The organism is Pseudomonas sp. Root401 (genome assembly GCF_001425105.1).
In the GTDB taxonomy this organism is placed as follows: domain Bacteria; phylum Pseudomonadota; class Gammaproteobacteria; order Pseudomonadales; family Pseudomonadaceae; genus Aquipseudomonas; species Aquipseudomonas brassicacearum.
The window spans coordinates 1-25,912 of record NZ_LMDO01000065.1; the positions used below are offsets into that span (position 1 = coordinate 1).

Annotated in this window: 25 protein-coding genes; 8 read left to right on the forward strand and 17 right to left on the reverse strand. The window is 60.7% G+C overall.

From position 1 onward, the window contains the following. Positions 1-564 precede the first annotated feature (564 nt). A complete protein-coding gene (locus ASC85_RS28930; protein ID WP_057452346.1) occupies positions 565-759 on the reverse strand; it encodes a DUF6021 family protein in 195 nt (64 codons plus the stop codon). 101 nt (positions 760-860) lie between these two features. Beyond that, on the reverse strand, positions 861-1,538 hold the full coding sequence (locus tag ASC85_RS28935; RefSeq protein ID WP_057452347.1) for a hypothetical protein: 678 nt from the start codon (positions 1,536-1,538) through the stop codon (positions 861-863). Between the two features lie 223 nt (positions 1,539-1,761). On the opposite strand from ASC85_RS28935, the gene ASC85_RS32685 reads away from it, so the two are divergent. Next, positions 1,762-1,926, forward strand: coding sequence for a hypothetical protein (locus tag ASC85_RS32685; RefSeq protein ID WP_164488502.1), 165 nt, complete (start codon positions 1,762-1,764; stop codon positions 1,924-1,926). 71 nt (positions 1,927-1,997) lie between these two features. On the opposite strand, the gene ASC85_RS28940 is transcribed toward ASC85_RS32685, so the two are convergent. Both ASC85_RS28940 and ASC85_RS28945 read right to left on the reverse strand, forming a co-directional pair. Continuing rightward, positions 1,998-2,747 (reverse strand): TerC family protein, encoded by a 750-nt coding sequence (locus tag ASC85_RS28940; protein ID WP_003199850.1) that lies wholly within the window; start codon positions 2,745-2,747, stop codon positions 1,998-2,000. 26 nt (positions 2,748-2,773) lie between these two features. Next, entirely contained in the window at positions 2,774-3,025 is a 252-nt protein-coding gene (locus ASC85_RS28945) for a hypothetical protein (protein ID WP_057452348.1), read from the reverse strand. Positions 3,026-3,164: 139 nt separating this feature from the next. On the opposite strand from ASC85_RS28945, the gene nhaR reads away from it, so the two are divergent. After that, positions 3,165-4,061, forward strand: coding sequence for a transcriptional activator NhaR (gene nhaR, locus ASC85_RS28950; protein ID WP_057452349.1), 897 nt, complete (start codon positions 3,165-3,167; stop codon positions 4,059-4,061). Here the strand turns inward: nhaR and ASC85_RS28955 are convergent. Then, positions 4,058-5,209 (reverse strand): MFS transporter, encoded by a 1,152-nt coding sequence (locus ASC85_RS28955; protein WP_057452350.1) that lies wholly within the window; start codon positions 5,207-5,209, stop codon positions 4,058-4,060. The genes nhaR and ASC85_RS28955 overlap by 4 nt on opposite strands. Before the next feature lie 437 nt (positions 5,210-5,646). Between ASC85_RS28955 and sstT the strand changes: the two genes are divergently transcribed. Next, positions 5,647-6,879, forward strand: coding sequence for a serine/threonine transporter SstT (gene sstT / locus ASC85_RS28960; RefSeq protein ID WP_057452351.1), 1,233 nt, complete (start codon positions 5,647-5,649; stop codon positions 6,877-6,879). A 222-nt stretch (positions 6,880-7,101) separates the two neighbouring features. Here the strand turns inward: sstT and ASC85_RS28965 are convergent, their stop codons facing one another. Next, on the reverse strand, positions 7,102-7,611 hold the full coding sequence (locus ASC85_RS28965; protein ID WP_057452352.1) for a DUF1993 domain-containing protein: 510 nt from the start codon (positions 7,609-7,611) through the stop codon (positions 7,102-7,104). Between the two features lie 130 nt (positions 7,612-7,741). On the opposite strand from ASC85_RS28965, the gene ASC85_RS28970 reads away from it, so the two are divergent. After that, positions 7,742-8,389 (forward strand): YceH family protein, encoded by a 648-nt coding sequence (locus tag ASC85_RS28970; RefSeq protein ID WP_057452353.1) that lies wholly within the window; start codon positions 7,742-7,744, stop codon positions 8,387-8,389. Between the two features lie 147 nt (positions 8,390-8,536). Here the strand turns inward: ASC85_RS28970 and ASC85_RS28975 are convergent, their stop codons facing one another. Next, positions 8,537-9,358 (reverse strand): shikimate 5-dehydrogenase, encoded by an 822-nt coding sequence (locus tag ASC85_RS28975; protein ID WP_057452354.1) that lies wholly within the window; start codon positions 9,356-9,358, stop codon positions 8,537-8,539. Between the two features lie 264 nt (positions 9,359-9,622). Between ASC85_RS28975 and ASC85_RS28980 the strand changes: the two genes are divergently transcribed. Then, positions 9,623-9,973 carry a hypothetical protein gene (locus ASC85_RS28980; RefSeq protein WP_014339318.1) on the forward strand — a complete coding sequence of 117 codons (351 nt, stop codon included), beginning with the start codon at positions 9,623-9,625 and terminating at the stop codon, positions 9,971-9,973. 840 nt (positions 9,974-10,813) lie between these two features. Here ASC85_RS28980 and ASC85_RS28990 read toward each other — a convergent pair. From ASC85_RS28990 to ASC85_RS29015, 6 genes are all read right to left on the reverse strand, one after another. Beyond that, the gene (locus tag ASC85_RS28990) at positions 10,814-12,334 is read right to left on the reverse strand and encodes a nucleobase:cation symporter-2 family protein (protein WP_057452356.1); all 1,521 of its coding nucleotides are present in this window, start codon (positions 12,332-12,334) and stop codon (positions 10,814-10,816) included. 123 nt (positions 12,335-12,457) lie between these two features. Next, a complete protein-coding gene (locus tag ASC85_RS28995; protein WP_057452357.1) occupies positions 12,458-13,282 on the reverse strand; it encodes an arylamine N-acetyltransferase family protein in 825 nt (274 codons plus the stop codon). Between the two features lie 117 nt (positions 13,283-13,399). Next, complete coding sequence (xth, locus tag ASC85_RS29000; protein ID WP_057452358.1) at positions 13,400-14,194, reverse strand: exodeoxyribonuclease III; 795 nt, start codon at positions 14,192-14,194, stop codon at positions 13,400-13,402. Between the two features lie 69 nt (positions 14,195-14,263). Continuing rightward, on the reverse strand, positions 14,264-16,840 hold the full coding sequence (locus ASC85_RS29005) for a bifunctional diguanylate cyclase/phosphodiesterase (RefSeq protein ID WP_057452359.1): 2,577 nt from the start codon (positions 16,838-16,840) through the stop codon (positions 14,264-14,266). A 206-nt stretch (positions 16,841-17,046) separates the two neighbouring features. Beyond that, entirely contained in the window at positions 17,047-18,618 is a 1,572-nt protein-coding gene (locus ASC85_RS29010; protein WP_057452360.1) for a sensor domain-containing diguanylate cyclase, read from the reverse strand. A gap of 464 nt (positions 18,619-19,082) precedes the next feature. Further along, positions 19,083-19,742, reverse strand: coding sequence for a ribonuclease T2 family protein (locus ASC85_RS29015; protein WP_057452361.1), 660 nt, complete (start codon positions 19,740-19,742; stop codon positions 19,083-19,085). Between the two features lie 178 nt (positions 19,743-19,920). Between ASC85_RS29015 and chrA the strand changes: the two genes are divergently transcribed. Further along, positions 19,921-21,279 carry a chromate efflux transporter gene (chrA, locus tag ASC85_RS29020; RefSeq protein ID WP_057452362.1) on the forward strand — a complete coding sequence of 453 codons (1,359 nt, stop codon included), beginning with the start codon at positions 19,921-19,923 and terminating at the stop codon, positions 21,277-21,279. On the opposite strand, the gene arsN2 is transcribed toward chrA, so the two are convergent. Next, positions 21,276-21,707: an arsenic resistance N-acetyltransferase ArsN2 gene (arsN2, locus tag ASC85_RS29025; protein WP_057452363.1), complete on the reverse strand. Its 432-nt coding sequence runs from the start codon at positions 21,705-21,707 to the stop codon at positions 21,276-21,278. The two genes, chrA and arsN2, sit on opposite strands and share 4 nt — an antisense overlap. Positions 21,708-21,842: 135 nt before the next feature. Here arsN2 and ASC85_RS29030 point away from each other — a divergent pair, with 135 nt between their 5' ends. Continuing rightward, positions 21,843-22,331 carry a hypothetical protein gene (locus ASC85_RS29030; RefSeq protein WP_057452364.1) on the forward strand — a complete coding sequence of 163 codons (489 nt, stop codon included), beginning with the start codon at positions 21,843-21,845 and terminating at the stop codon, positions 22,329-22,331. A gap of 30 nt (positions 22,332-22,361) precedes the next feature. On the opposite strand, the gene ASC85_RS29035 is transcribed toward ASC85_RS29030, so the two are convergent. Beyond that, positions 22,362-22,751, reverse strand: coding sequence for a winged helix-turn-helix transcriptional regulator (locus ASC85_RS29035; protein WP_201785311.1), 390 nt, complete (start codon positions 22,749-22,751; stop codon positions 22,362-22,364). Positions 22,752-22,838: 87 nt separating this feature from the next. On the opposite strand from ASC85_RS29035, the gene ASC85_RS29040 reads away from it, so the two are divergent. After that, entirely contained in the window at positions 22,839-23,246 is a 408-nt protein-coding gene (locus ASC85_RS29040; protein WP_057452366.1) for a DoxX family protein, read from the forward strand. Between the two features lie 12 nt (positions 23,247-23,258). Here ASC85_RS29040 and ASC85_RS29045 read toward each other — a convergent pair whose 3' ends face one another. Together ASC85_RS29045 and ASC85_RS29050 are read right to left on the reverse strand one after the other, a co-directional pair. Continuing rightward, positions 23,259-24,476, reverse strand: a complete 1,218-nt coding sequence (locus ASC85_RS29045) for an MFS transporter (protein ID WP_057452367.1) — start codon at positions 24,474-24,476, stop codon at positions 23,259-23,261. 251 nt (positions 24,477-24,727) lie between these two features. After that, the gene (locus ASC85_RS29050; RefSeq protein WP_057452368.1) at positions 24,728-25,777 is read right to left on the reverse strand and encodes an NAD(P)-dependent alcohol dehydrogenase; all 1,050 of its coding nucleotides are present in this window, start codon (positions 25,775-25,777) and stop codon (positions 24,728-24,730) included. Positions 25,778-25,912 lie beyond the last annotated feature (135 nt).

Consider the following 25,912-nt stretch of genomic DNA (forward strand, 5'->3'; position numbering starts at 1 on the left):
ATGAAGCGTTTCATGGGCAGCCCTTGCGATGAAATCCTGGGGGAATCATAGCAAGGGTTGGCTTCGGTGTTTTTACACACTCTGGGCCCAGCGCGGCTACCTCGGCATCCATGCCGAGGTGCCCACTGCGCAATACCTTCGTTCAGCCAGCGTGGTTAACGGGGCGCCGAGATCAACGTCCACCGCGAGGCGGCCTAACAGCCGACCTGGTTCTGGGTGGGACCGCGTTTTTCCTGTGGGAGCGAGCTTGCTCGCGATAGCGGTGGCTCAGCCACATAGAGGCCAGCATGTGCCCCGCTCTTGCTTTGCTTTGGATCGTGATCTTGATCTGGACGCCCCGTTAAACCACGCTGGCCGAACGCAGGCATTGCGCAGTGGGCCACGGAGCAATGCCTGCGTTCGGGCACACCGAGCCTAGGCGAGGTGCCGAGTGGTGGGGCAAGAGCGTTTTGGTTACTTTTGACTGGGCCGGCTTCCGGGCTTTTCAAAAGTGACCCTGTAAGAGCGGAACCATAAGTAGCCGTTACCCAAATAACGGATATACACACCAACCCACGGTAATCTCTAGACCCTCAGATCACCCAGCGGATCATAAGGCTTGGGCTTGCGCTCATCCTTCTTGTCCAGAGGCGCCTTGGCCGGCCCTACCGGATCGACCTGGGGATCCTCAAGGTCCGGCGAATCCGGATCAAACCCCAGGTCATCACCGCTGGAATGCTCTGACGAATGTGGCCCCGTAGGTGTTTTCGACTGTGCCATGCGTGCCTCCTCCAATCACGGTCGGAAAAATGCCCAACCCTGACGATAAGAGCCTCAGGCCTGCCAGGTTGTGCCCGGCAAGTGACGAACGGGGTGAACGATCAATGCGCCGCTTCCAAGGTCTTGGTGGCCCGCGCCGCCGCTTGCTCCTGCCCTGCCCCGCCCAATTCGGCCGCCGCTTTGAGCCACCGCTGCGAGTCGACATTGGCCGGAAGCTGCGTGGGACGCTGGACCAACACCGCCCAGCCGCCTGCGCTCTTGAAGGCCGATTCGAAGGCGCTGAAGCTCATCAACTGCCGTCGGTTCATGCCTGAGCGCAGCAATACCGTCTGCTTCTGACGGTTGTAGCCGGCGAGAATCCCGTACCGAGGCTCGGCCCAGAACGCCGAACCGTCGACATAGCGCACCAGCACCGGATAGCCCGCCGCGACCTGTTCCAACAGCGCGGGCAGCTTGGCGTCGAGGGGATACACCAGCAACCCGTATTCGCGCGCCAGGGTTTGCATATTCTGCTGCAAACCGGCTTCGCCACCCGGCAGGTGCAACGGTTTCTCCAGCAGCCCCGGCGTGATCACCGTGCCTTGCAACGTCAGCAGGGCCGCCAGGGACTGGGGGGCGCCCTGGTACATTTCACCGCGAAAGAACGGCACGCTGTTGAGCTCCACCCGCTCGGGCAGGCGCTGGATCTGCGGCGACACACTGCCCGCACACCCCACCAGGGCTACGAGGCAGGACACCGCCAGTACCAGTGATCGAAAAGATGAAATGACCGGCGACATGATGACTCTCTTGTTCAGGCACCCGGCATCCGGGCCAGGCTTGGGTCGACGATCATAAGGCGCGCACAGCCCTGGGTATAGCCATAACGGCAGTTTTACGAGCGCGATAGAACGAACCGATCCGTGCCCAACCGCCACGGATCGATTACCTGCAACACTTGAGCGACTAGACTGTCCATGTATTAGGTGCGTGATCCCGGACCAGGGATAAAAGGAGGCACAGATGAGCCTGACCACGACAATTCTGATGCTGATATTCGGCTGGCTGAGCGTAGCCACGGCCATGCTGTGGGGCGTGCTCCGGATTACCCGGCGCCATCATCACTCGCCACCTGCGCAATCGGAAAAAACCACCAAATCCGCGCGACGCCACGCCACCGCACACTGAGCATTCGCTTTTCAACCCCTCAAAAAAAAGCCACCCGGGCCTCGACCCGGGTGGCTTCTGTCTGCCTGGCATCAGGCGTTGTCGGCCAACGCCCTTTCCCTGGCCCGACGGGACAACATGTTCAACACCTCGATTGCCGCCGAGAATGCCATGGCCGCGTAGATATAGCCCTTCGGCACATGGGCACCGAAGCCTTCGGCGATCAGCGTCATGCCGATCATGATCAAGAAGCCCAGGGCCAGCATCACCACCGTCGGGTTGTCATTGATGAACTTGGCCAGCGGTTCGGCCGCCAGCAGCATCACCAACACCGATACGACAACTGCGATGATCATGATCGGCAAATGCTCGGTCATGCCCACGGCCGTTATGATGCTGTCGATGGAGAACACCAGGTCCAACATCAGGATCTGACCGATTGCCGCGGCAAAGCCCAGGGTCACGCCGGACGTGGCCGACTTGGGATCATCCGGTGCGGGGTCCATGCTGTGGTGGATTTCAGTAGTCGCCTTCCACAGCAGGAACAGGCCACCGGCGATCAGGATCATGTCTTTCCAGGAGAACGCCTGACCCAGGATTTCGATGACCGGTTCAGTCAACTGCACAATGAAGGCAATGGTGCTCAACAAGCCCAGGCGCAGGATCAGCGCCATGCCGATGCCGATCCGCCGTGCCTTGGCACGGTGCTGGGCGGGCAGCTTGTTGGTCAGAATCGAAATGAAGATCAGGTTATCGATGCCAAGCACGATTTCCATGACCACCAGAGTTGCCAGGGCGATCCACGCGGTGGGGCTGGCGGCGAGCTGTAAAAGATAATCCATGGGTCAGTCCTGACTGATGTGACGTGTTAGATGGTTTTGGTCGGGGTTTGTGTTTCATCAGCTTCGTCCGCCGGTTTTTTCTTCGGGCTGATCAACCCGCCGGTGGCTTCGCTGATCGCCTGCTCGGCAGCCTTGTGGGTGTCGTCGATGGCCTGCTTGGCGGTTTCTGCAGCCTGCCCCATCAGTTGCTGGGCACTTTTTTCAGCCTGTTCACAGCCCGCCAGCGTCGCTGCGGATATCACCAACAGGGCCGCAAGCCCCAGGGATTTGTATGTCATGGAATGAATGCCTCTTGAGAGAATAGAAAGCGCACGAAAGTGGCCCGCCAATGGCCAGGCATTCTAGAGACGCGAATAGTTCAGGAAAATTCGTATTTTCAGCGGTTATACTTCGGTTTTTACGAATCTGCGTGAACCCATGCTCAACTACCGACAATTGCATTACTTCTGGGTGGTGGCCAAAACCGGCAGCATCGTGCGCGCCTGCGAGCAGTTGAACCTGACCCCACAGACCATCAGCGGGCAGATTTCCCTGTTCGAGCAGACCTATAACCTCAAGCTGTTTCGCCGTGTCGGGCGACAATTGGAACTGACCGAGGCCGGCCGCCAGACCTTGCCCTACGCCGAACACATGTTCCAGTTGGGCGGTGAGCTGGAATTGATGCTGCGAGCCCAGCCCAACGAGCAGCAAACCCTGTTTCGGGTCGGGGTGGCGGATGTGGTGCCCAAGTCCATCGTCTACCGGCTGCTGGCACCGACCATGGAGCTGAGTGAACCGCTGCGCATCACCTGTCGCGAGGACAAGCTCGAACGGCTGCTGGCGGACCTGGCGATCCAGCGTCTGGACCTGGTGATTTCCGACAGCCCGATGCCGACCCACCTGGACATCAAGGGCTACAGCCAGAAGCTGGGGGAATGCGGGATCAGCTTTTTCGCCACCGCCGCGCTGGCCGAACGCTATGGGCAGGATTTCCCCCGCGGCCTGCACGACGCTCCGCTGCTGATTCCCGGGCCGGAAACCGTGGTACGCAGCCGCTTGCAACGCTGGTTCGCCGAGCAACAGATCCAGCCGCGTATCGTCGGCGAGTTCGACGACAGCGCATTGATGCAGGCCTTCGGCCAATCAGGCAGCGGGATTTTCATCGGCCCGAGCGTGATCGCCGAAGAGGTCAAGCGCCAGTACGGCGTAGAAGTGATCGGCCAGACCGATGCGGTGAGCGAATCCTTCTACGCCATTTCCGTGGAGCGCAAGGTCAGCCACCCCGGCATCGTCGCGATCGCCGAAGGCGCGCGTCGCGAGTTGTTCAGCGCTTAGCAGGTGACGCGAGGTTTGAAAGTCATCAGGAGCAACGCCAGCAGGATCGATACGAAGATGAACCCGGCCGCGGCAAACCCGACACTGCCCAAGCCCAGGGTATCAATGACCCGGCCACCGACCAGCGCCCCCAGGCCAATCCCCAGGTTGGCCCCGGCGATGTTCAACGATGCGGCAAAGGCCGGGGCCTGCGGGGCCGCCTTCATCAGTCGCACATGGCTGACCAGGAACAAGGCCGCCTGGGTCACGCCCCAGATGCCCATCGCCGCCGCCAGCGCGAGGGGCGAATGAATGCTCGGTACCAACGCCACCATGCCGCCGATCAGGAACAGGCAGAAGACCATCGATGCGATCAACGGATGCCGGTCCACCGCCCGGCCGCCCAGGGAATTGCCCAGCAACCCGACGGCGCCGAAGCCCATCAGGCACCAGCCCACCAAGGTGCCATCGAACCCGGCGAGGCGCTCGAGGATATCCGCCAGATAGGTGTAGGCGGTGAACATGCCGCTGAACACCAGGATCGACAACAGCACATGCCCTTGCATCAACGGGCTGCGCAGGATCTTGAATTGCGAACGAAAGCTCACCTGATGCTGGTGCAGGTTGGTTTTCGGCAAGTAGATAAACAGCAGCAAGGCCTTGGCGAAGGCGATGACCGCCAGGATCGCGAACGCGCTGCGCCAGCCAAAGGCATCGGAAATCAACGTGCCTACGGGAATACCGAACACCGTGGCACAGACGATGCCAAAGCCGATCCGGGCGATGGCCCGCCCAGCCAACTGTGGCCCGACAATGTCCACCGCCGTTTCACTGGCCAACGCCCAGAACACCGGCAGGCCCAGGGCCGGGATCAACCGGGCAACGGCCATCACCCAGATGTTGGGGGCGACTGCGGCGAGCATGTTGGCCAGGCCGAACATCACCAGCACGCTGATAAACAACTTGCGCCGCTCAAAGCGGGCGAACCAGGCAGTCAGGAATGGCCCGAACGCCGCCACCGTAAACGCGAACAACGTCACCAGCAGCCCGGCCTGGGGAATGCTGACGTGCAGGTCGCGGGCGATAGAGGGCAACAGGCCAACGATGACGAATTCCGTGGTCAGCACGGTAAAACCGGCGGCCGACAACAGGAAAATGGGTAACAACATGCAGAACTCCAACAAAACGACGACACCAGCGCGAGTGGCCTGTGTGGTCAGTTCGTTAGTTCAAGTTCGGATGACAGGAGTCCATAGCCAAGGCGCTGCGACGAGTCATAGCCCGCTATGGCGAGGAGCAGCAACGCAGGATATGGGCTTCTGGCGCCGAACTTGACTAACAGAACCGACCATACAGGCCACTAAAGGCCCGCTGGCGGAAAGAAAGTGAGAACGACAAAGCCTAACAGAATGCGCGCGTCATACAAACGCTCGGCATGGCCCGGATAAGGGTGACGGACTGTCACAGGTCCGTCAGATTTTTCACCGGCTGTGATAAAGTCCGCGGCCTGCAAACGCCGTACTTTCTCACGGTCCGCTCATGTGGCCTGCCCGCTTGTTGCCCTGACTCGTCGACCGTCGCACACAATAAAATCAGAGATGCCGCTATGACAGCTTCGTCCGTTACCCCTATGCAACGCCTCAAACGCACCAGCCTGGTGACGCAAATCGTCATCGGCCTGATCGCCGGTATCGTCCTGGCTTGGCTGGCGCCCGACCTGGCGAAATCCACCGAATTCATCGGCAAGGTTTTCGTGTCCGCGCTCAAGGCCGTGGCGCCGATCCTGGTGTTCGTACTGGTCATGGCCTCGATCGCCAACCACAAGCATGGCCAGGAAACCCATATCCGGCCGATTCTGTTCCTCTACCTGCTGGGCACTTTCGCCGCAGCGGTGGTCGCGGTGGTTGCCAGTACGCTGTTTCCCTCCAGCCTGGTGCTGTCGACCCAAGACGTCGCGGTCACGGCGCCCGGTGGCATCAGCGAGGTGCTGCAAAGCCTGCTGCTGAGCGTGGTGGATAACCCGGTCCGGGCGTTGATGAACGGTAACTTCATTGGCATCCTGGCCTGGGCCATTGGCATGGGCATCGCCATTCGTCACGCTGGCCAGACTACCCGCACCGTGCTCGAAGACCTGTCCAACGGCGTGACCGTCATCGTGCGCGTGGTGATCCGCTTCGCCCCGCTGGGGATCTTCGGCCTGGTCGCCTCGACACTGGCCACTTCCGGCTTCGGCGCGCTGCTCGGCTACCTGCACCTGCTCACCGTACTGATTGGCTGCATGCTGTTCGTGGCGTTGGTGGTCAACCCACTCATCGTGTTCTGGAAACTGCGTCGCAATCCCTACCCGCTGGTATTGACCTGCCTGCGCGAGAGCGGTATCACGGCGTTTTTCACGCGCAGCTCGGCGGCGAACATTCCGGTGAACCTGGAACTGAGCAAACGCCTGGGCCTGCACGAAGACACCTATTCGGTGTCGATCCCACTGGGCGCGACCATCAACATGGCGGGCGCCGCCATTACCATCACCGTACTGACCCTGGCGGCCGTGCATACCCTGGGTATCGCAGTGGATATGCCAACGGCCGTGCTGCTGAGCGTTGTCGCGGCCATTTGCGCGTGCGGCGCATCCGGGGTGGCCGGTGGTTCGCTGTTGCTGATCCCCCTGGCGTGCAGCCTGTTCGGCATTCCCAGCGAAATCGCCATGCAAGTGGTCGCGGTGGGTTTCATCATCGGCGTCCTGCAGGACTCGGCGGAGACGGCGCTGAACTCGTCTACGGATGTGCTGTTCACAGCGGCGGCGTGCCTGGGTGAGGAAGAGAAGCTCGCGCGTACGGCGTAATCAGGGAAAGAACTGAATCTTGCGATGTCGGTGCCGCCCTCATCGCGAGCAGGCTCGCTCCCACAGTGGATCTGTATCTGCCGCAAACCTTGTGGGAGCGAGCCTGCTCGCGATAGCGCCAGATCGCTCACCGCAAATTAGCATGCTTAACCACCTAGACTGCAGCCACAAAAAAGCCCGGGAACGGCCCACACCGTCCCGGGCTTTTTCACGCCTGCGGGGTTAAAACGCGCCCATGTAGTCGCGCTTGCCCACTTCCACGCCATTGTGGCGCAGCAAGGCGTAAGTGGTGGTGACGTGGAAGAAGAACTGCGGCAGGCCGTAGGTCAGCAGGTAGTTCTGGCCGCTGAAGCGCTTTTCCTTCGGCGTGCCCGGACGGGTGACGATTTCGATACCTTCCTTGCCATCGATCTGCTCAGGGCGGATGCCGTCGATGAAGGCCAGTACCTTGGCGATCAAGGCTTGCAGCTCGGCGAAGGTGGTCTCGCTGTCGTCATACTTCGGCACTTCGATCTCGGCCAGGCGGGCGGACACACCTTTGGCGAAGTCCACCGCGATCTGCACCTGGCGCACCAGCGGGAACATGTCCGGGTACAGACGGGCTTGCAGGAAGGCGTTAGGGTCGATGTTCTTCGCGGTGGCGTGAGCTTCGGCCTTGTTCAGAACGTCGCTCAACGCGTTGAGCATCTGCTTGAAAACCGGGACGGAAGCGGCGTACAGGGAAATAGTCATGGCGATCTCATGCAGGTGGCAGGAAAGAATGAATCAAACGGCTGCGATTATAGCCACGGCTTGTTGCACAGCTTGTCTTTTATTGCGCAAGGATTAGGCTAGGCGGCTTCCACAGCATAGGGAACGCGCGATGAGCATCGAAGAACAAAGCCAGGCTGAAGAACCACGGCTCAATAGCACGGAAATCCGCATCCTCGGCGCGCTGGTCGAGAAGCAGGCCACCAACCCCGAGACCTACCCGCTGACGCTCAACGCCCTGGTACTGGCCTGCAACCAGAAAACCAGCCGCGAACCGGTGATGAACCTCAACCCGGGCCAGGTCGGCCAGAGCTTGCGGGCACTGGAAGGTCGCGGCTTTACCAAACTGGTGATGGGCAGCCGCGCCGACCGCTGGGAACATCGGGTCGACAAAGCCCTGGAGCTGGTACCGGCCCAGGTGGTCCTGATGGGCCTGCTGTTCCTGCGTGGTCCGCAAACAGTCAACGAGCTACTGACCCGCAGCGGGCGGATGCACGACTTCGAAGACGCCGAACAAGTGGTGCACCAGCTTGAACGCTTGATCGCCCGAGGGCTGGCGCTGCTGGTGCCACGCCAGGCCGGCCAGCGCGAAGACCGCTATGTGCACGCCATGGGCGACCCGGCGGACATCGAGGCCATTCTCGCCGCCCGCCAGCACCCGGTGGAGCGTGGTGCCGGCGGCGCTGTCTCGCTGGAGCGCATCGAAGAACTCGAAGCGCGGATCGCGGCCCTGGAAGAACGCCTGGCAAGACTGGAGTAATCGCAGGTATCGCCGGTAGCGATCTATGCAGGAGCCGTGTAGGAGCTGTGTAGGAGCTGTCGAGTGCAACGAGGCTGCGATCTTTCCCCGACAAATTGAATCCCAGGTGAAAAAGAAAGATCAAAAGATCGCAGCCTTCGGCAGCTCCTACATGGACCGGGCGAAGGCCACGGCTTTTTCAAATTGCTCCAGGTTGGGCCGCACGCCGGTGTACAGCACGAACTGTTCCAGGGCCTGGATCGCAATGACTTCCAGCCCGGTGATGACCCGCTTGCCTTCGGCCCGGGCGCGCACGATCAGTGGCGTTTCCGACGGGATCGCCACGACATCGAACACAGTTTCTGCCGCGACGATCGTCTCGGGCTCAAACGCCAACTGGTCGGCCTCCGGGCCGCCGGTCATGCCGATCGGCGTGACGTTGATCAGCATCTGTGGCCGTCGGGTACCCAGCTCAGCTTGCCATTCATACCCCAAGGACTCTGCCAGGGCTCGCCCGGCGGCTTCATTGCGGGCAACGATCAGCCCGTTCTTGTAGCCCCCATCGCGCAAGGCACTGGCCACAGCCTTGGCCATGCCGCCGCTGCCGCGCAGGGCAAAGGTCGAGTCCTTGGGCACCGCGTGGCTTTGCAACAACTGGGCGATGGCGATGTAGTCGGTGTTGTAGGCCTTCAGATGGCCGTTGGTATTGACGATGGTGTTGATGGACTGGATCGCGGCGGCGGAAGGATCCAGCTCATCCACCAGGGCAATGCAGGCTTCCTTGAACGGCATCGACACGCCGCATCCACGAATCCCCAGGGCACGGATACCGCCCACTGCTCCAGGCAGGTCCTGGCTGCTGAACGCCTTATAATAGAAATTCAGGCCCAATTGTTCATACAGGTGATTATGAAAGCACAGGCCGAAGTTTCCGGGACGCCCCGATAGCGACATGCACAGTTGGGTGTCTTTGTTGGGATTGATCTGCATGCGTGTCTCCTTGCAATTCACTTTCGGACAGACGGAATCGCCGCCGCGAAAGGTTTTATTCGATGATGCTACCGCCAGCCCCCGGCACGGTCTCAGGTCCCCGGATGACGGCGGCGCGGTAAAGAAAAGCGCTATAGACCTTACACAATATTTACCCAACGGCGTCGCAAATCCTGAGAAAATCGCTGTCATAGCAAGTATCCCCGCGACTCTCATCGGGTCTGTTGCAGACTACAGGCGTCGGGGCCGAAACGAGGAACAGCCATGAATCGTAAACTTCCCATCATCGCCCTGCTCCTGGGGGCACTCGCGGTCACCGGCCAGGCATCCGCCAACGGTCGTGGTGGTTGGGAGGGGCCCGCAGTGTTTGGCGCAATCGTCGGTTCGGCCATCATCGGCTCGGCCATCATCAACCGTGATCGACCTGTGTATGTGCAGCAACCGGTCTACGTCCAGCCACAGCCGGTCTACTACCAGGCACCACCACCGGTCTACTACCAGCCGCAGCCGGTGTATGTAGAGCGACCGATCTACTATCGCCCAGCGCCGGTTTATTACGGGCCACCACGGGGCTACTACTATGGCCCGCCTCGTGGGCATTACGGTCGCTGGTAATCAGCTTCCCGGGGCACGCACAAAAAAGCCTGTGATCGATGATCACAGGCTTTTTCATGTTCGCTGGGTTTCAGTTTGCTCCCGCTGGGCTGCGCCGTAGGAGCTGTGTAGGAGCTGACGAGTGCAACGAGGCTGCGATCTTGTCCCAGACAATTGAGTCCCAAGCGAAAGATCAAGATCANGCTGACGAGTGCAACGAGGCTGCGATCTTGTCCCAGACAATTGAGTCCCAAGCGAAAGATCAAGATCAAAAGATCGCAGGCTTCGCCAGCTCCTACAGAGTCCAGCGGGAGCAAGCTCCCTCGCCACAGGGATTTTTGATCGTTCCCACGCTCTGCGTGGGAATGCATCCCGTGACGCTCTGCGTCACACTCCAGAAGCGGAACGCGGAGCGTCCCTGGCGACATTCCCACGCAGGAGCGNCGCTCTGCGTGGGAATGCATCCCGTGACGCTCTGCGTCACACTCCAGAAGCGGAACGCGGAGCGTCCCTGGCGACATTCCCACGCAGGAGCGTGGGAACGATCGATATGTATTTTCAGCCTTAAAAATCAAATGGTTGCAATTTGTTCCATGAGAGTTTGCTCCCGCTGGGCTGCGCCGTAGGAGCTGTGTAGGAGCTGACGAGTGCAACGAGGCTGCGATCTTGTCCCAGACAATTGAGTCCCAAGCGAAAGATCAAGATCAAGTAGGAGCTGTGTAGGAGCTGACGAGTGCAACGAGGCTGCGATCTTGTCCCAGACAATTGAGTCCCAAGCGAAAGATCAAGATCAAAAGATCGCAGGCTTCGCCAGCGCCTACAGAGCCCAGCGGGAGCAAGCTCCCTCGCCACAGGGATTTGTCAGACGTGCTCACTGCTTTTCAGACGGATCGGCGCATGTTCCGCCGCCCCGTGAACAGGCTCAGCCACCACGGGAATCTCATTGCCATCGCAATCATGCAGCTTGCCATCGCTGAAGTAATCACCTTCACGTAGCGCTGCCAGGTCCTGGTAGCGCAACACTCGCTCGGTGCCGGCGGCGAAAACCGACTGCTGGTCGGAGTTACCGGCGGTGAAGTGGTTGAACGCCAGGTTCAGCGCGATCGCCATGATTGCCGAAGAACTGATGCCCGAATGAAAGATGGTCGCGAACCAGCTCGGGAAATGGTCATAGAAATTCGGTGCAGCGATGGGAATCATGCCAAAACCAATGGAAGTGGCGACGATGATCAGGTTGACGTTGTTGCGGTAATCGACTTTGGACAGCGTGCGGATACCACTGGCAGCCACGGTGCCGAACAGCACGATACCGGCACCGCCCAGTACCGAGGTCGGCACCGCCGCGATGACCCGGCCCATGAACGGCAACAGGCCGAGCACCACCAGGAACACCCCGCCGGTCGCCACCACGAAACGGCTCTTGATCCCGGTCACCGCCACCAGCCCGACGTTCTGGGCAAAGGCACTCTGGGTGAAGGAACCGAAGATCGGCGCGATCATGCTCGACAGCATGTCGGCCCGCAAGCCGTTGCCCAGGCGCCTGGAGTCGACTTTGGTGTCGATGATCTCGCCCACCGCCAGGATGTCGGCGGAGGTTTCCACCAGGGTCACCATGATCACGATGCACATCGACAGGATCGCGGCGATGTGGAAAGTCGGCATGCCGAAATGGAACGGGGTCGGGAAGCCGAACATCGGGCCCTGGCTGACCGATGAAAAGTCCGCCATGCCGAGGAACACGGCGATGACGGTACCAATGACCATCGCCAGCAGAATCGACAAGCGCGAGATGGTTGCGTTGCCCATTTTGCTCAGCAGCAGCACCAGCACCAGGGTCACTGCGGCCAGGCCGATGTTGGCCATGCTGCCGAAATCAGCGGCGTGGCTGTTGCCCCCCATGGCCCAGCGCGCCGCCACCGGCATCAGGGTCAGGCCGATGGTGGTGATCACGATGCCGGTGACCAGTGGCGGAAAGAACCGGGTGATGCGCGAAAACACTGGGGTAATCAGCAAACCAATCAGGGACGCGGCGATCACCGCACCAAGGATGGCTTGAAAGCCGCCTTCCCCGCCGCTGCCGACAATCGCCACCATGGTCGCCACGCCCGAGAACGATACGCCCTGCACCAAGGGCAGTTGGCAGCCGAAAAATGGCAGGCCGAGGGTTTGCAGCAACGTAGCCAAGCCCCCCGCGAACAATGACGCGGCAATCAACAGACCGATGTCCGCGGGCGAGAGCCCGGCCGCCTGGCCGATGATCAACGGCACGGCAACGATGCCACCGTACATGGTCAACACATGTTGCAGGCCGTAAGCCATATTCGCGCCGACGCCAAGGTTTTCGTCCTCGGGCCGAGGGAGTGAAACATGGGGCGTTTTCATGGTTCGGGAGTTCCCTGTTTTTTGTTATGGGCACACTGTATTCAAAACTCAGGACAAATGTCCATAGAATTGTATACAACTTGTTGCCATACGCAGGAACAGGCTCCCCGGCCAGCAACCTTTTTATGGCTGGAGCAACCCCACGATCGCCGGCCGCAACAGCTCGCGCGGCGGCACGCGCAGGCCAAACTCTTGTTCGAGCAAGTCGATCAACTCATCGGCATCGGCGATCACCCGGCGTTCGCTCTCATGCCCGATCCGATGCACGGCATAGCTGTTGCCGTTCAGCGTCTGGCGCAACCCGTCACCGGTACGCGCGACCATCAACCGGCCCATGAACGGCGATTCCGGGTGGTTGCTGACATACCAATTGCCGAGGGTGTAGTCGATGTCTTCCTGGCGTTGCAGATCGAACAGGTACATCGGCCGCCATTCGTCGGCGACGTTGGCGCGCAGCATGTAACCATCCGCATGGGTTTCGATGCGGTACGGCTCATGGGGCGTGGCTTGGGCATCACGGCTGTCCAGTAGCAACGGCGCAGTGGGCACCATGCCACCAAAGCCGACGTCGGTGATGTAGCGCACGCCGTCGAACGTCACCAGGCTCAGCCGGTGGGTCCGGGCAGCCCAGGTGCCTTCAGGCGCATTCATCACCACGCGCCCGGTGATGCCGCGGGCATCGAAACCCAGTTCCTGCAACAACGCCAGGAACAGTTGGTTGAGTTCATAGCAATAGCCGCCGCGCCCTTGCTCGAACACTTTTCGTTCGACCGATTCAAGGTCGATGGGCACGGGTTGACGCAGTAACGTCGACAGGGTTTCAAAGGGGAATTCGGCGGTATGGCGCTGTTGCAGTTGGCGCAACGTGTCGAGGGTCGGCGCTGGGGGAGCGTCGAAACCCAGGCGCCGCAGATAGCGGGCCGTGTCGCTCAGTTGGGGGTGACTCATGAGGGGTGTCCTTTTCCAGGGTCGGCGCTGCGCTCACGACAAGCGCACTGCCATTGGGCGCCAGGTATAAGGCATTCCCCTCACAGAGACAACAATCGACCGGGATGCCTCGCCTGGTCACCGCCGCTTGCGTGACGCCAGCCGGATCCAGGTGGGCGCATGGTCACTGGGATGGGGTTGGTTCCGGACCCAGGCATCCACGCCGGCCTCGCTCAGGTAAGCGCTGGCCGCCGGGTTGAGCAGCAGGTGGTCGATACGCAGCCCGGAGTTTTTCTGCCAGTGCTGGCGGAAATAATCCCAGAAAGTGTAGATCCGCTCGTCCGGATACAGGTGGCGCAACGAATCGGTCCAGCCCTGGTCCAGCAGCCGCTGGTAGCACGCGCGGCTTTCTGGCTGCAACAGCGCATCCTTGAGCCAGGAGCGCGGGTTGTAGATGTCCATGTCGGTGGGCACCACATTGTAGTCACCGGCCAGCACCACGGGGTGATCGCTGGCCTGCAACCCTTGGGCGTAGTCGATCAGCCGTTCGAACCACGCCAGCTTGTAGTCGAACTTCGGACCCGGTTGCGGATTGCCGTTGGGCAGGTACAGGCAGCCCACCAGCACGCCATGCACCGCCGCCTCCAGATAGCGACTATGGCTGTCGTCATCCCCGCCGGGCAAGCCTCGGCGGCTCTCCAGCGGCTGCGCGTCACGGGCCAGGATCGCAACGCCGTTCCAGGACGCCTGCCCATGCCAGATCGCCCCGTACCCCACCGACTCCAGCTCCGCCGCCGGGAAATCCTTGTCCACGGCCTTGAGCTCCTGCAAACAGGCAATGTGGGGTTTTTCCCGCTCCAGCCATTCCAGCAGGTTGGGCAGCCGGGCCCGGATGCCATTGATGTTGAAGGTCGCGATCCGAAGGTTTTTCATAGCGCCAGAACTCGAAATGCCAGGTCACAGTTGTGACCGACAACCGGACTGGGTGGTTGCAACAGGTTTTCAGGAACCCGTTTTCGGCAACGGCAAGCCACTCTCCAATAAGTGTGCAAAGGCTTGCTTGTCGATCGGCCGGCTGAGGAAATAACCCTGCACTTCGTGGCATTGGTCCGAGCCCAGTGAGCCGAGCTGAGCCTGGGTTTCCACGCCCTCGGCAGTCACCGTCAGCCCCATGGCCTTGCCCAGGTTGATGATCGCCTGCACCACGGCGCGGTCATTGCTGCTGTTGCTCATCGAAGCAATGAAGCGCTTGTCGATTTTGATGCCATCGAATGGATAGGTGCGCAGATAACCGAGGGACGAATAACCGGTACCGAAATCGTCCATGTTCAAGCGCACGCCCAGTTCCTTCAGGGCATTCATGACCTGCAGAGCGCCATCAACGTCGTTGAGCATCACGTTTTCAGTGATCTCCAGTTCCAGGCGACTCGCCGGGAAACGGGTTTCGATCAACACCTGTCGCACATCCTCCACCACATCGCTACGCTCGAACTGCGCCGGCGACAGGTTGACCGAGACCATCAGTTCTCCCGGCCAGGTCAGCGCGGTTTCGCAGGCTTCGCGCAATACCCATCGCGAAAGCGGAACAATCAGGTCGGTTTGCTCGGCCAACGGAATGAAGGCGTCGGGGCTCAACAAACCTTGGGTCGGATGCTGCCAGCGAACCAACGCCTCGACCGCCACGATCTCCCGACCGTCGACGGTGTAGCGCGGCTGGAAATGCAGGACGAATTCGTTTTTCTTCACAGCCTGGCGCAGGTCGCTTTCCAGTTGGCGACGATGCTGGATCTGATCGTTCATCTGCGAGGCGAAATAACACCAGGTTTTCTTGCCCTCGGACTTGGCCTGGTACAAGGCAATGTCGGCGCAGCGGATCAGTTCTCCGGGTACATAACCCTGGCGGCGGCTGACAGCGATGCCAATGCTCGCGCCGATGTGCAACGAATGGGTTTCGTAGAGGATCGGCTGCTGCAGGCTGTCGATCAACCGCTCACAGAATCGATCGATCTCAGTGGTGCGCTCCATCCCATTGAGCACCACCACGAACTCGTCCCCTCCCAGGCGCGCCACCAGGTCTTGCTCGCGGGTACAGTCGCGCAGTCGCTGGGCCACTTCCAGCAACACCGCGTCGCCGGCCGGGTGGCCGAGGGAGTCGTTGATCGGCTTGAAGTTGTCCAGGTCGACCATCAGCAAGGTCAGCGGCGCGGAATGCTCCTTGGCCACCAGCGCATCATCCAGGTGCCGCGCCAGCTTGTTACGGTTCGGCAGGCCGGTCAGCGCATCGTGCATCGACAGATGTTGGACCTGGGCATGGGCCGCCACTTCATCGGTGATGTCGCTGGCGGTGCCGCGATAGCCCACCACCTCGGCCTTGTTGTAGATCGGGCGTGCCGATACACGGCAGAAACGCAATTGCCCGGAATAGTCGCGGTAGGAACAGCGCAAGTTGCTGGCGTTCTGTTCCTCCGTCAACTTGCCCAGCCAGAGGGCAATCGGCGTGGTATCGCAATACAGCAGTTGCTCGATGTCCTGCCCCAGCCATTGCTGGTCGGAAAACCCGGTGACCGTATTGAAACGCCCCGACAGATAAGTGATGCGTTGCTGCCCGTCGATTTCCCAAATCCAGTCGGAAGCCGCCTCGGCCACGGCTCGGAAGCGCTCTTCGCTGGCCTCGAGGGCATGCGCCGACTGTTCCAGGCTGTCGTAACTGGCGTCCACATGCCGTGCCGTGCGCAACGCATAGCGAGAAAAATAGGCAGTCAGCAGTGCGAGAATAAACAATGCGCCACCCAGCGGCGGCACCAGGGACCAGAGCAATTGCTGGCCCGGCCGCTCCAGGCGGGACACCAGGCTGAAACCGGTACTGTCCAGCGGCACGGCCGGCTGGCCGGGCTCAAGCTCGATGTCTTTCTTGAGGTTCAGGTCGGTGAGGCCATAACTCTTGCCCAGTTTGCGCAGCTTGACCGGTGTCAGTTGGTCGACGAACAGCAAGACCGAGGTGCCTTTGGACTCGACCTGGGGCCGTTCGTCGTTGGGCAGAATCACCGAAGCCGTGACGATGGCCGGCCAGCCCTCGAACAAGGTGTAGCGGGTCGTGGACATCGTCAGGTCGGGCTGCGCCTGGAGTTGGTCCACCAGGTCCGTCAGCGGCGTGTCCATATGAACCGAGGCGTCATCCTGGACATTGCGCCCGCGCACCACGGCGTATTTGGTGCGTTGCCGATCAATGACAAACACACCCTCGTATTCATCGTTGGTGAACAGGGTCTTGCCCATGTTCTGTTCGGCGTAGGCCCATTGCACGTCGACTTCGCCGTTGAGGCGCTCGTAGGCCGTGGTCCAGTAGGCGTAACTGGCGATGTAGTTTTTCGCGGCGGTGGTGCGATTCTCGAGGGCGCGCTCGATATAGAAATGCGTCTTGTGCACATCCTCCGCATCCAGTTTTTGCGCAATATTGAACAACGCGGCAACCGCCACCAGAACGCCAAGGACAAATAGTGCCCCGACCGCCACGACCAGGCGACGGGTAATCGGTGTGTGACGCGCAGTGTTTGAGGGGGTATCGGCAGCGGAATCCATTGATCTGCTCCTGTCCTGTCAACGCTGGCTTGGATCGAGAACGGTGAGGATCCGCGGCCAGTCCATGCTCCCAACCTTAGCACCCGCTGCCTGATCATTTGGCGAGCCCACGGTTTTTTGCGAAAGAACCTACACACCTCGTATATGGCACCAGCGCAGTGTCTGAACAATGGACCGTGGTACGTAGTCGATGATTCCAACCGATCTCAACGATCCGAGCGCGCCAGCGTATCGAGCCCACCTTCCGTCGATAACACCGCCACACGGTTGCGGCCGCTGTGCTTGGCCTGGTAAAGCGCCGCGTCGGCCCGCTGGATGAAGACTTCGATGCTGTCCAGGCTGCTGGGCACAAAGGCATAGCAGCCCAGGCTCACCGTGAGGTAGCCGGTCGGGGAGCCGGAATGGGTGATGTGCTTGTCGATGACGCTGCGACGAATCTGCTCGGCCAACGCCATGGCCCCCGAAAGATTGGTGTCAGGCAACAAAACCGCAAACTCTTCGCCGCCATAACGCACCGCCAGATCGGCCTTGCGATGGCAACAGTCCTTGAGCACCTTGGCCACTTCCGCCAGGCAATGATCCCCGGCCACGTGCCCATAGGCGTCGTTGTAGCGCTTGAAGAAATCGATATCGAGCATGATCAGGCTCAAGGGGCTGTGCTGGCGGGCACCCCGGCCGAACTCGACGTCCAGGGCCCGTTCGAACAGGCGCCGATTCGCCAGGCCGGTGAGGCTGTCATGGGTGGCAATCAGCTCCAACGCTTGCTGAGCCTTGCGCAAGTCCGCTTCGATCCGTTCGCTGTTACGTACCTGGCGCACGAATACCCAGCCGAACAAGCAAATGCCCAGCACCACCAGGCCGACAATGAGGCTGGATTGGAAAGCCCTGTCATGCCACCCCGACAGAATCGCGCCTTCAGACATCGCAGCAGTGACCACCAACGGATAGGCCTGGAGATGTTGGTGCCCATACAGCCTGACGACATCGTCGATGGCCGAACGGATGAGTGCATCGCCAGACATCCCACCCGCCAGGCCATGGTTGTAAATATTTTCCTGGGCCAGCGGGTGACCGATCCGCCCCTCATCGAAGGGGCGCCGGGCCAAGAGTGTCCCGTCAGACAAAGCCAAGGCCATCTCGCCTTGCTCATCCAGGCTGAAGCTTTTGAAGAATCGGTCGAAGTACGACATTTTGATGCCGGCCATCAACACGCCTTGGAAGTTGCCATCCTGATCGTTCAAACGGCGGGAAACGGGAATGATCCATTCGCCGTTTTGCCGGCTGCGAATCGCCGGGCCGATATGAGCGATCAAGGAGGCATTCTGTTGGTGGAAAGCAAAATAATCCCGGTCCGCGACCCCTGCGCCCCTGTGCAGGTAGTCAAAAGAGGTCACCACCCAGTGACCGTGCTTGTCGAACAGGAACAGGCCATGCAATTGCTCAAGCGATTGCACACGGCGGGCAAAGGTTTGCTGCAAGCGTGGTTGTACAGCGGGGCCGTAGCCATCGATCTGGATCCAATCCGTCAGACTGGCCAACACCAGATCAGCCTGGAGGAAGGTGTCCTGGGCCTGCTGGGCCATGGCCCGGGTAAGGGTTGCCGAAGCGACGCGGGCCGACTCCAGGTCGTGGCTGCGCGACTGCTCCAGTTGCAGGTAAAGCAAACCGCACAAGCACAGGCACACCGCCGCGATAAACGTAACCGCTGCCTTGAGCAACGGCAGGCGCTTCAAGGCACCGCCAGGGACGTGGAAAGGATCGAAAATAGGGATAGGCAAGCGAATTCCTGAAGGGGGCAAAACATGAGCGAATTCGCTCAAAGCCCCCAATATTCGTGAGCTTAGCCTACCGCTTGTGAGGCGGCAATTTGCCCGTGCAGCAGAGCCGATGGGTGGCTGCAGTGGATCCAAAAACTCGCCCAGGAGCCAACAAAAATACCCGTTTCAGAACGACGAAATTCCTCGGGTAGGAGCTGCCGAAGGCTGCGATCTTTTGATTTTGATCTTTCGCTTGGGATTCAAGTTTTTGATCTTTCGCTTGGGATTCAAGTGTCTGGGGAAAGATCGCAGCCTCGTTGCACTCGACAGCTCCTACACAACTCCTACACAACTCCTACACAACTCCTACACAACTCCTACACAACTCCTACACAGCTCCTGCACAGCTCCTGCACAGCAACATCGCTCCTACAGCGCAGCCGAGCGGGAGCAAGGTCCCTCGCCACGGGATCAGGTTGTGGCTCTCACCGTACCGGCGGCACCCGGATCTCCCCGGCCCGGCATTGTGTCCTGACGCCCCTGCCACACGCGGCGAACGCCAGGTCCTTGTCCATGCACACCCGCACTTCCGACAACTGCGGCCCGCTGCAAATCACCGCAATGCCGTCAGGCGCGATGCCTGGATTGCTTTGGCGGAACAGTCGGACGATGTCATCAGCCTCGAAATAATACGAGGAATTGAACGGTTGCAGCTGCGGTGGGATTTTCACCGCGCCCAAGGCTTTGTCGGCAACCTCCAGGTAGCCCATGGCCCCCAGGCCACTGCAAGTGCCGTGCTTGGACCATTCATGCGCCATCAACTTGCGGGTGGGAAACAAGGTCAGTCCCTTGTTCTGCTCCGCCGCCGTCAACGGCACCTGGGGCGCACAGGATTGCGGCCAGCCGCCCCGGGTGTATTGCGGCCAGAGACCATGGAGCACAAAGCCGTAGCCCTTGCCGGAACACTGCGCATCCTTCTGGTGAGTCAGGCAGAACGTCGGCGACCAGGACAGCGCCAGCAAGTAGTAATCGAACACCCCGGCCACGGATTGCGCCCGTGCGTTGCCGGATTCGCGGGCATTGGCCGCGCCCATGGAGCCCAGTGTCAGTACGATCAGTACGACAATGGCAAGACGTTGTTTCATTGACCCACTCCTTGGGGCGATTGTGCGAAAGCAGGATGATCGGGCGATGATTGTTCCAACCTTGTGTTTCAAATCTCTGAAGGGCTGTTTTTTACAAGCAAACCTTGCCGGGGGCTATCTAAATTGCGTAACGCCCCATAACGTAGATCGCCTTTGACTTTCACGTGCCCCGTCGCCCATGAGCAAACCGATCCGAACCGATGACGAACAGCCCCTGACCCGACCCGACGCCGTCAGCCTGCGCGTGGCCTTCTGGTTCTGGCTCAAACTGGGCTTCATCAGCTTCGGCGGCCCTGCGGGACAGATCTCGATCATGCACCAGGAGTTGGTGGAGCGCCGACGCTGGATTTCCGAACGACGCTTCCTGCATGCCCTTAATTACTGCATGTTGCTGCCGGGGCCCGAGGCCCAGCAACTGGCCACATACCTGGGCTGGCTGATGCACCGAAGCTGGGGCGGGGTGATCGCCGGGGCACTGTTCGTGCTGCCTTCGTTGTTCATTCTCATCGCGTTGTCCTGGCTGTACGTCGCCTTTGGCGAAGTGCCGATAGTGGCGGGCATTTTCTATGGCATCAAGCCGGCGGTAACGGCAATCGTGGTGCATGCCGCCCACCGGATCGGCTCCCGCGCACTCAAGAACAATTGGCTGTGGGCGATCGCTGCGGCGTCGTTCACCGCGATATTCGCCTTCAACGTGCCCTTCCCGCTGATCGTGCTGGGTGCCGCCGTCATCGGTTACCTGGGCGGTCGCTGGGTACCGGAAAAATTCAGCCTGGGCGGCCACGACGACAAGCACCAATCCTTCGGCCCGGCATTGATCGACGACGACACGCCGCCCCCGGACCACGTCCGGTTCAGCGCCTTCAGGCTCGCCCGGCTGGCGATCATCGGTACCTTGTTGTGGGCGTTGCCAATGGGCCTGCTGACCGCGGTGTTCGGCTGGGAAGGCACGCTGACGCAAATGGCCTGGTTCTTCACCAAGGCTGCATTGCTGACGTTCGGCGGCGCCTATGCGGTTTTGCCCTACGTGTACCAGGGCGCTGTCGGACACTTCGGCTGGCTGACGCCGACACAAATGATCGACGGCCTGGCCCTGGGCGAAACCACGCCCGGGCCGCTGATCATGGTCGTGGCCTTCGTCGGTTTCGTCGGAGGCTACGTGATGCAGGTGTTTGGTCCCGAACAGGCGTTTCTCGCCGGGGCCGTCGCGGCCACGCTGGTGACCTGGTTCACGTTCCTGCCCTCGTTCCTGTTCATCCTCGCCGGCGGCCCGTTGGTGGAATCAACGCACAACGCGCTGAAATTCACCGCGCCGCTGACCGCGATTACCGCGGCGGTGGTCGGGGTGATCCTCAACCTGGCGTGCTTCTTCGGTTACCACGTACTCTGGCCCAACGGTTTTGCGGGTGCCCTGGACTGGCCGTCGGCAATCATCGCAATCGCGGCGGCCATTGCGCTGTTTCGCTACAAGCTGGGGGTGATCCAGGTGTTGCTGGCTTGCGGGCTGGCTGGGCTGGCGGTGCACTTGCTGCGCTAGACGAGGCGTTTGCTCAGGTACGTCGCCGAAGCCGGGCACAAGGTTTTGAATTGGGCCGTCGCACTGATCGAAGCAGGCGCCAGCGAGCGGTCCCGCGCCTGATAGCCCTGGCCGGCAAAAAACGCCGCGGCGCTGTCAGTCAGCAGATGGAGCTGCTCTACACCCTCACGTTTCGCAAACGCCTCGATAGCGGCCAACACCGCCGCGCCAGTGCCCTTCCCCCGCTGCCCCTCGAGGACAACCAGCGAACGCAGCAACCGGTCAGCCCCCTCCCCCTCGATGCCAGCAAACGCCACATCGACGCCTTGGTGGCTGAAGCTGAAGAACTGTCGACCGGGATACGCCAGATCGTCCACGGGAAGACCGGCCAGGGTGAGCGCATCGCGCAAAGGTCCCAGGTCGTTATTGCTCAGTGTTGTCATGTGCATGACTTGCTCCTCGTAAATTGTTCCGGTGATCGTCATCGCACTGAAACTCAACAACACACCACCCCATGACCCAGCGCAAATGAACACCCCAGCCCATCAGCTAAGCTCAACCTATCATCACGACAGGGAATCGACATGAGCAAGGCAGACGAGCTAGCGGCCAAACTGAGGAAAACCCAGCAAACCCGCGCGGATACCGACAACTGCGCCGACCTGGCGATCGAGCACTGGCCCGCCCAGGTCTACGAACTGTATCGCCAGATCGAAATCTGGTTGGCGCCCGTGTGCGAGGCGGGCCTGGACATTCGACGCAACCCCACCCATGTATTTGAAAGTCATTCCAGCGGTTCGACGTACAGCTACGCCATCGATCAATTGGTGATCGAAGGCAATCATCACCGCATTTCATTCGACCCGATTGCGCGTTTCTCGTCCAAGGGCGAAGGCTGCATCGAAGTCCATATGAAGGAGCAGGAACACTGCATCGTGCGCACACTCGGCGAACATGGTGAATCGCTCTGGCATATCCAGGCACTGCGCCTGTCCGCACAACCGCATCCTGAACCGACCATGCTGGACGAGGACACCTTGCTCGCGCTGGTCGAGCAAGGCCTGGGGCTTTAACGCAAATGGGCGACCCTTGAGGTCGCCCTTTCAACTGTCTTTGGCTTTGCGTCCGCGCGAGGTCCCCTTCACAGGCACGCTGTTGCCATATTCCGTCCACCAGGTCGTCAGCGCTTCCATCGTCGGCCCAAGCCCTCGGGCCTTTTGCGTGATTTCGTATTCCACCCGCGGCGGCACTTCTGCGAACACCGTGCGAGACACCAGGCCGTCTCTTTCCAGCTCGCGAAGTTGCGCCGTCAACATGTGTTGCGTGATGCCGGGAATGGCCTTTCGCAGCTCCCCAAAGCGGTAGATCCGCTGATTGAGCAACCACATGATTTCCAATTTCCACTTGCCCGAGAGCAGCGCGAATGCGCGGCGCATTTGCTCGTGCATGTTGATGCTGGCGTGCTCATTAGTCTGGTTTTCCATACTAACCATCACTTTTTCATCCTTCTTGTGGGCTTTCATGTTAGGCGACATTCTCGCCCCTTGTCGATTCAACCCAGCCCACTCAGGAAGAACCTCATGATTGAACACTACCTCTACTGGATCAGTACCGCGGCGTTGGCCCTGCTTTACCTGGCATCCGCAACGCTGTACGTCACCAAGAAGGCCTGGGTCGGCCAGGCGCTGGCCGACCTCGGTTACCCCAGCTATCTGGTACCGATGCTCACCGTCCTGAAGATCCTCGGGGTGGTCGCCATCCTGTCGCGCACCAGCGTGGCGCTCAGCGACCTGGCTTATGCAGGCATGCTCTATCACCTGCTGTTGTCGGCGTCCGCGCACATCGGCGTGCGCAAGCCGCGCGGTGCACTTCCTGCAGCGATAGGCATCGTGTTGCTGGTCGCTTCCTTCCTGACCCAGAATGCGGTCCGAGAAGCTCCGTCGCCTTATGCGCCTGGCATGGCGCAGCACCAGGTCATCCTCGACTGACGGATATTTATCTCAACCCACCGTGCTGTAGGGCGTTGCTTGCGTTGTTGATGAAGACTCCCGGAGCGCTGACCGAGCGGCCAGCACCGCAAGAACAGCGGCAACGCCCAACACCGCCGCACTGGTTTCGAAGGTCGCGCGATAGCCACTCAGGTCAAACAGAAGGCCGCCCACTGTCGCGCCCGCGGCGATGGCGAGCTGGACGATCGCCACCATCAGGCCGCCGCCGGCTTCGGCATCTTCCGGCAGCGTTCGCGAAAGCCAGGTCCACCAACCTACGGGCGCCGCCGTGGCCACCAAGCCCCAAAGGCCGAGCAGGACGGTCGTGATCGTTACCGAGCCACCGAACCCCACCAGGGCAATGGCAATCGCGGCCATCAACAGCGGGATGACGATGAGCGTCCGATAGAGGTTGTTTTTCAGGCAGGCCCCGATCAGGAAGGTGCCCAGCAAACCCGCCACACCGATCACCAGCAACATGAAGGACAGCATGGAAACGCTCACCTGCGTCACCGTTTCAAGGAACGGGCGCAGGTAGGTGAACAACATGAACTGGCCCATGAAAAACGTGCTGACCGCCAGCATGCCGAGTGCGACCGGTGCCCGGGTCATCAACTTGAAGACATTGGTGCTGCCCTGCTTTCCCCGCGAAGGCATGGAGGGCAGGCGTAACAGCAGCCAGACCAGGGCGATGGCGGCGACGGGCACGATGCAGAAAAACGCGCCACGCCAACCGATGACCGCCCCCAGGAAACTGCCCAGCGGCGCAGCGATCACCGTCGCCAAGGCATTGCCGCCATTGACGATGGCCAGCGCCTGCGGAACCTGATCGTCCGGCACAAGCCGCATGGCGGTGGCCGCCGACAACGACCAGAAGCCGCCAATCGCCACGCCGATCAATGCGCGACCGAGCATGAATACCGCATAGTTTGGTGCAAACGCCGCCACGGTGCCTGAAACGATCATCAGCAAGGTCAGCCCCAGGAGAAGCCATTTGCGATCGACCCGGGCGGCAATCGATGCGATGAACAGGCTGGTGATCAGGGCAAAGGCGCCAGAGACGGCAATGCCTTGGCCGGCCTGCCCTTCGCTGACGTGAAGATCGGCCGCTACCGGCGTCAGCAAGCTGACTGGCATGAACTCCGAGGCAACGAGCACGAACGCGGCGAGGGCCATGGCAAGTACCGCGCCCCAGGCGGGCTGGACTTGTGGCGATGAGTTATCTGTCATTGGAGGACAATCCTGTGTTTCTTTGATGGATCTGTGGGCAGATTGACGGCGGCATATTCAACACCACTGTCTCAGGCAGACCGCTATCGCGAGCAAGCTCGCTCCCACAGTTTTGAATGGGGGTGTTCACATATTTCGTGCCCGCCACACCTCCCCCCTGTGGGAGCGAGCCTGCTCGCGATGACGGTGGCACATCGAACATCACCGTCTCAGGCAGACCGCTTTCGCGAGCGGTCCGCTGGCGCCTGTCTTCAGCCGACCAAGGTCGCGTTATCGATCACGAAGCGATACTTCACATCGCCCTTGAGCATGCGCTCGTAGGACGCGTTGATCTGCTCGGCCCGGACCAGTTCGATGTCGGCGACGATGCCGTGCTCTGCGCAGAAATCGAGCATCTCCTGGGTCTCGGGGATGCCGCCGATCATCGACCCGGCCAGGGTGCGCCGCTTCATGATCAGGTTGAAGACATTCGGCGAAGGATGCGCAGTTGCCGGGGCGCCCACCAGGGTCATCGTGCCGTCGCGCTTGAGCAGCACCAGCAACGCGTCCAGGTCGTGAGGGGCTGCCACGGTGTTCAAGATGAAATCGAAACTCTTGGTGTGCGCCGCCATTTCTTCGGCATTGCGCGACACGACGACCTCGTCGGCCCCCAACTGCCTGGCATCCTCGCGCTTGGACTCGGACGTAGTGAACGCCACGACATGAGCCCCCATAGCATGGGCGAGCTTGATGCCCATGTGGCCCAGGCCACCGATGCCGACCACGCCGACTTTCTTGCCCGGCCCGACGTTCCAGCGGCGCAGCGGCGAATAGGTGGTGATGCCTGCGCAAAGCAGCGGCGCGACGGCGGCAAGCTGGGCTTCGGGGTGACGAATGCGTAACACATAGCGCTCATGCACCACGATGTTTTGCGAATAGCCACCCAGCGTCCAACCGGGTTCATCCGGGGTGGGGAAGTTGTAGGTCCCGATCATCCCGTCACAATAGTTTTCCAGGCCGCTGTCGCAGTCGTCGCAATGCTTGCAGCTGTCGACGATGCAGCCAACGCCCACCAGGTCGCCAGTCTTGAAGCCGGACACATGGGCACCGACCGCCGCGACCCGACCGACGATTTCGTGGCCCGGCACGCAAGGGAACTGGGTACCCGCCCACTCGGCACGCACCTGGTGCAGGTCCGAATGGCAGATGCCACAAAAAGCGATGTCGATCTGGACGTCGTGGGCGCCCGGCGTGCGACGAGTGATCTGCAGGGGTTCAAGGGGCTTGTCGCCCGCGTGGGCGCCATAGGCTTGTACACGCATCAGAAGACTCCTTGCTGGATTGAATGAGGTTCTATCTTCAGGGCTCGGCCCGGCCGGCCGGTAGTGCATTACGCTGAGATACTTGCCTGATCCTATGAGTGTTTCTATTGCGTATAGGCAGCGCTTCGCTTGGCG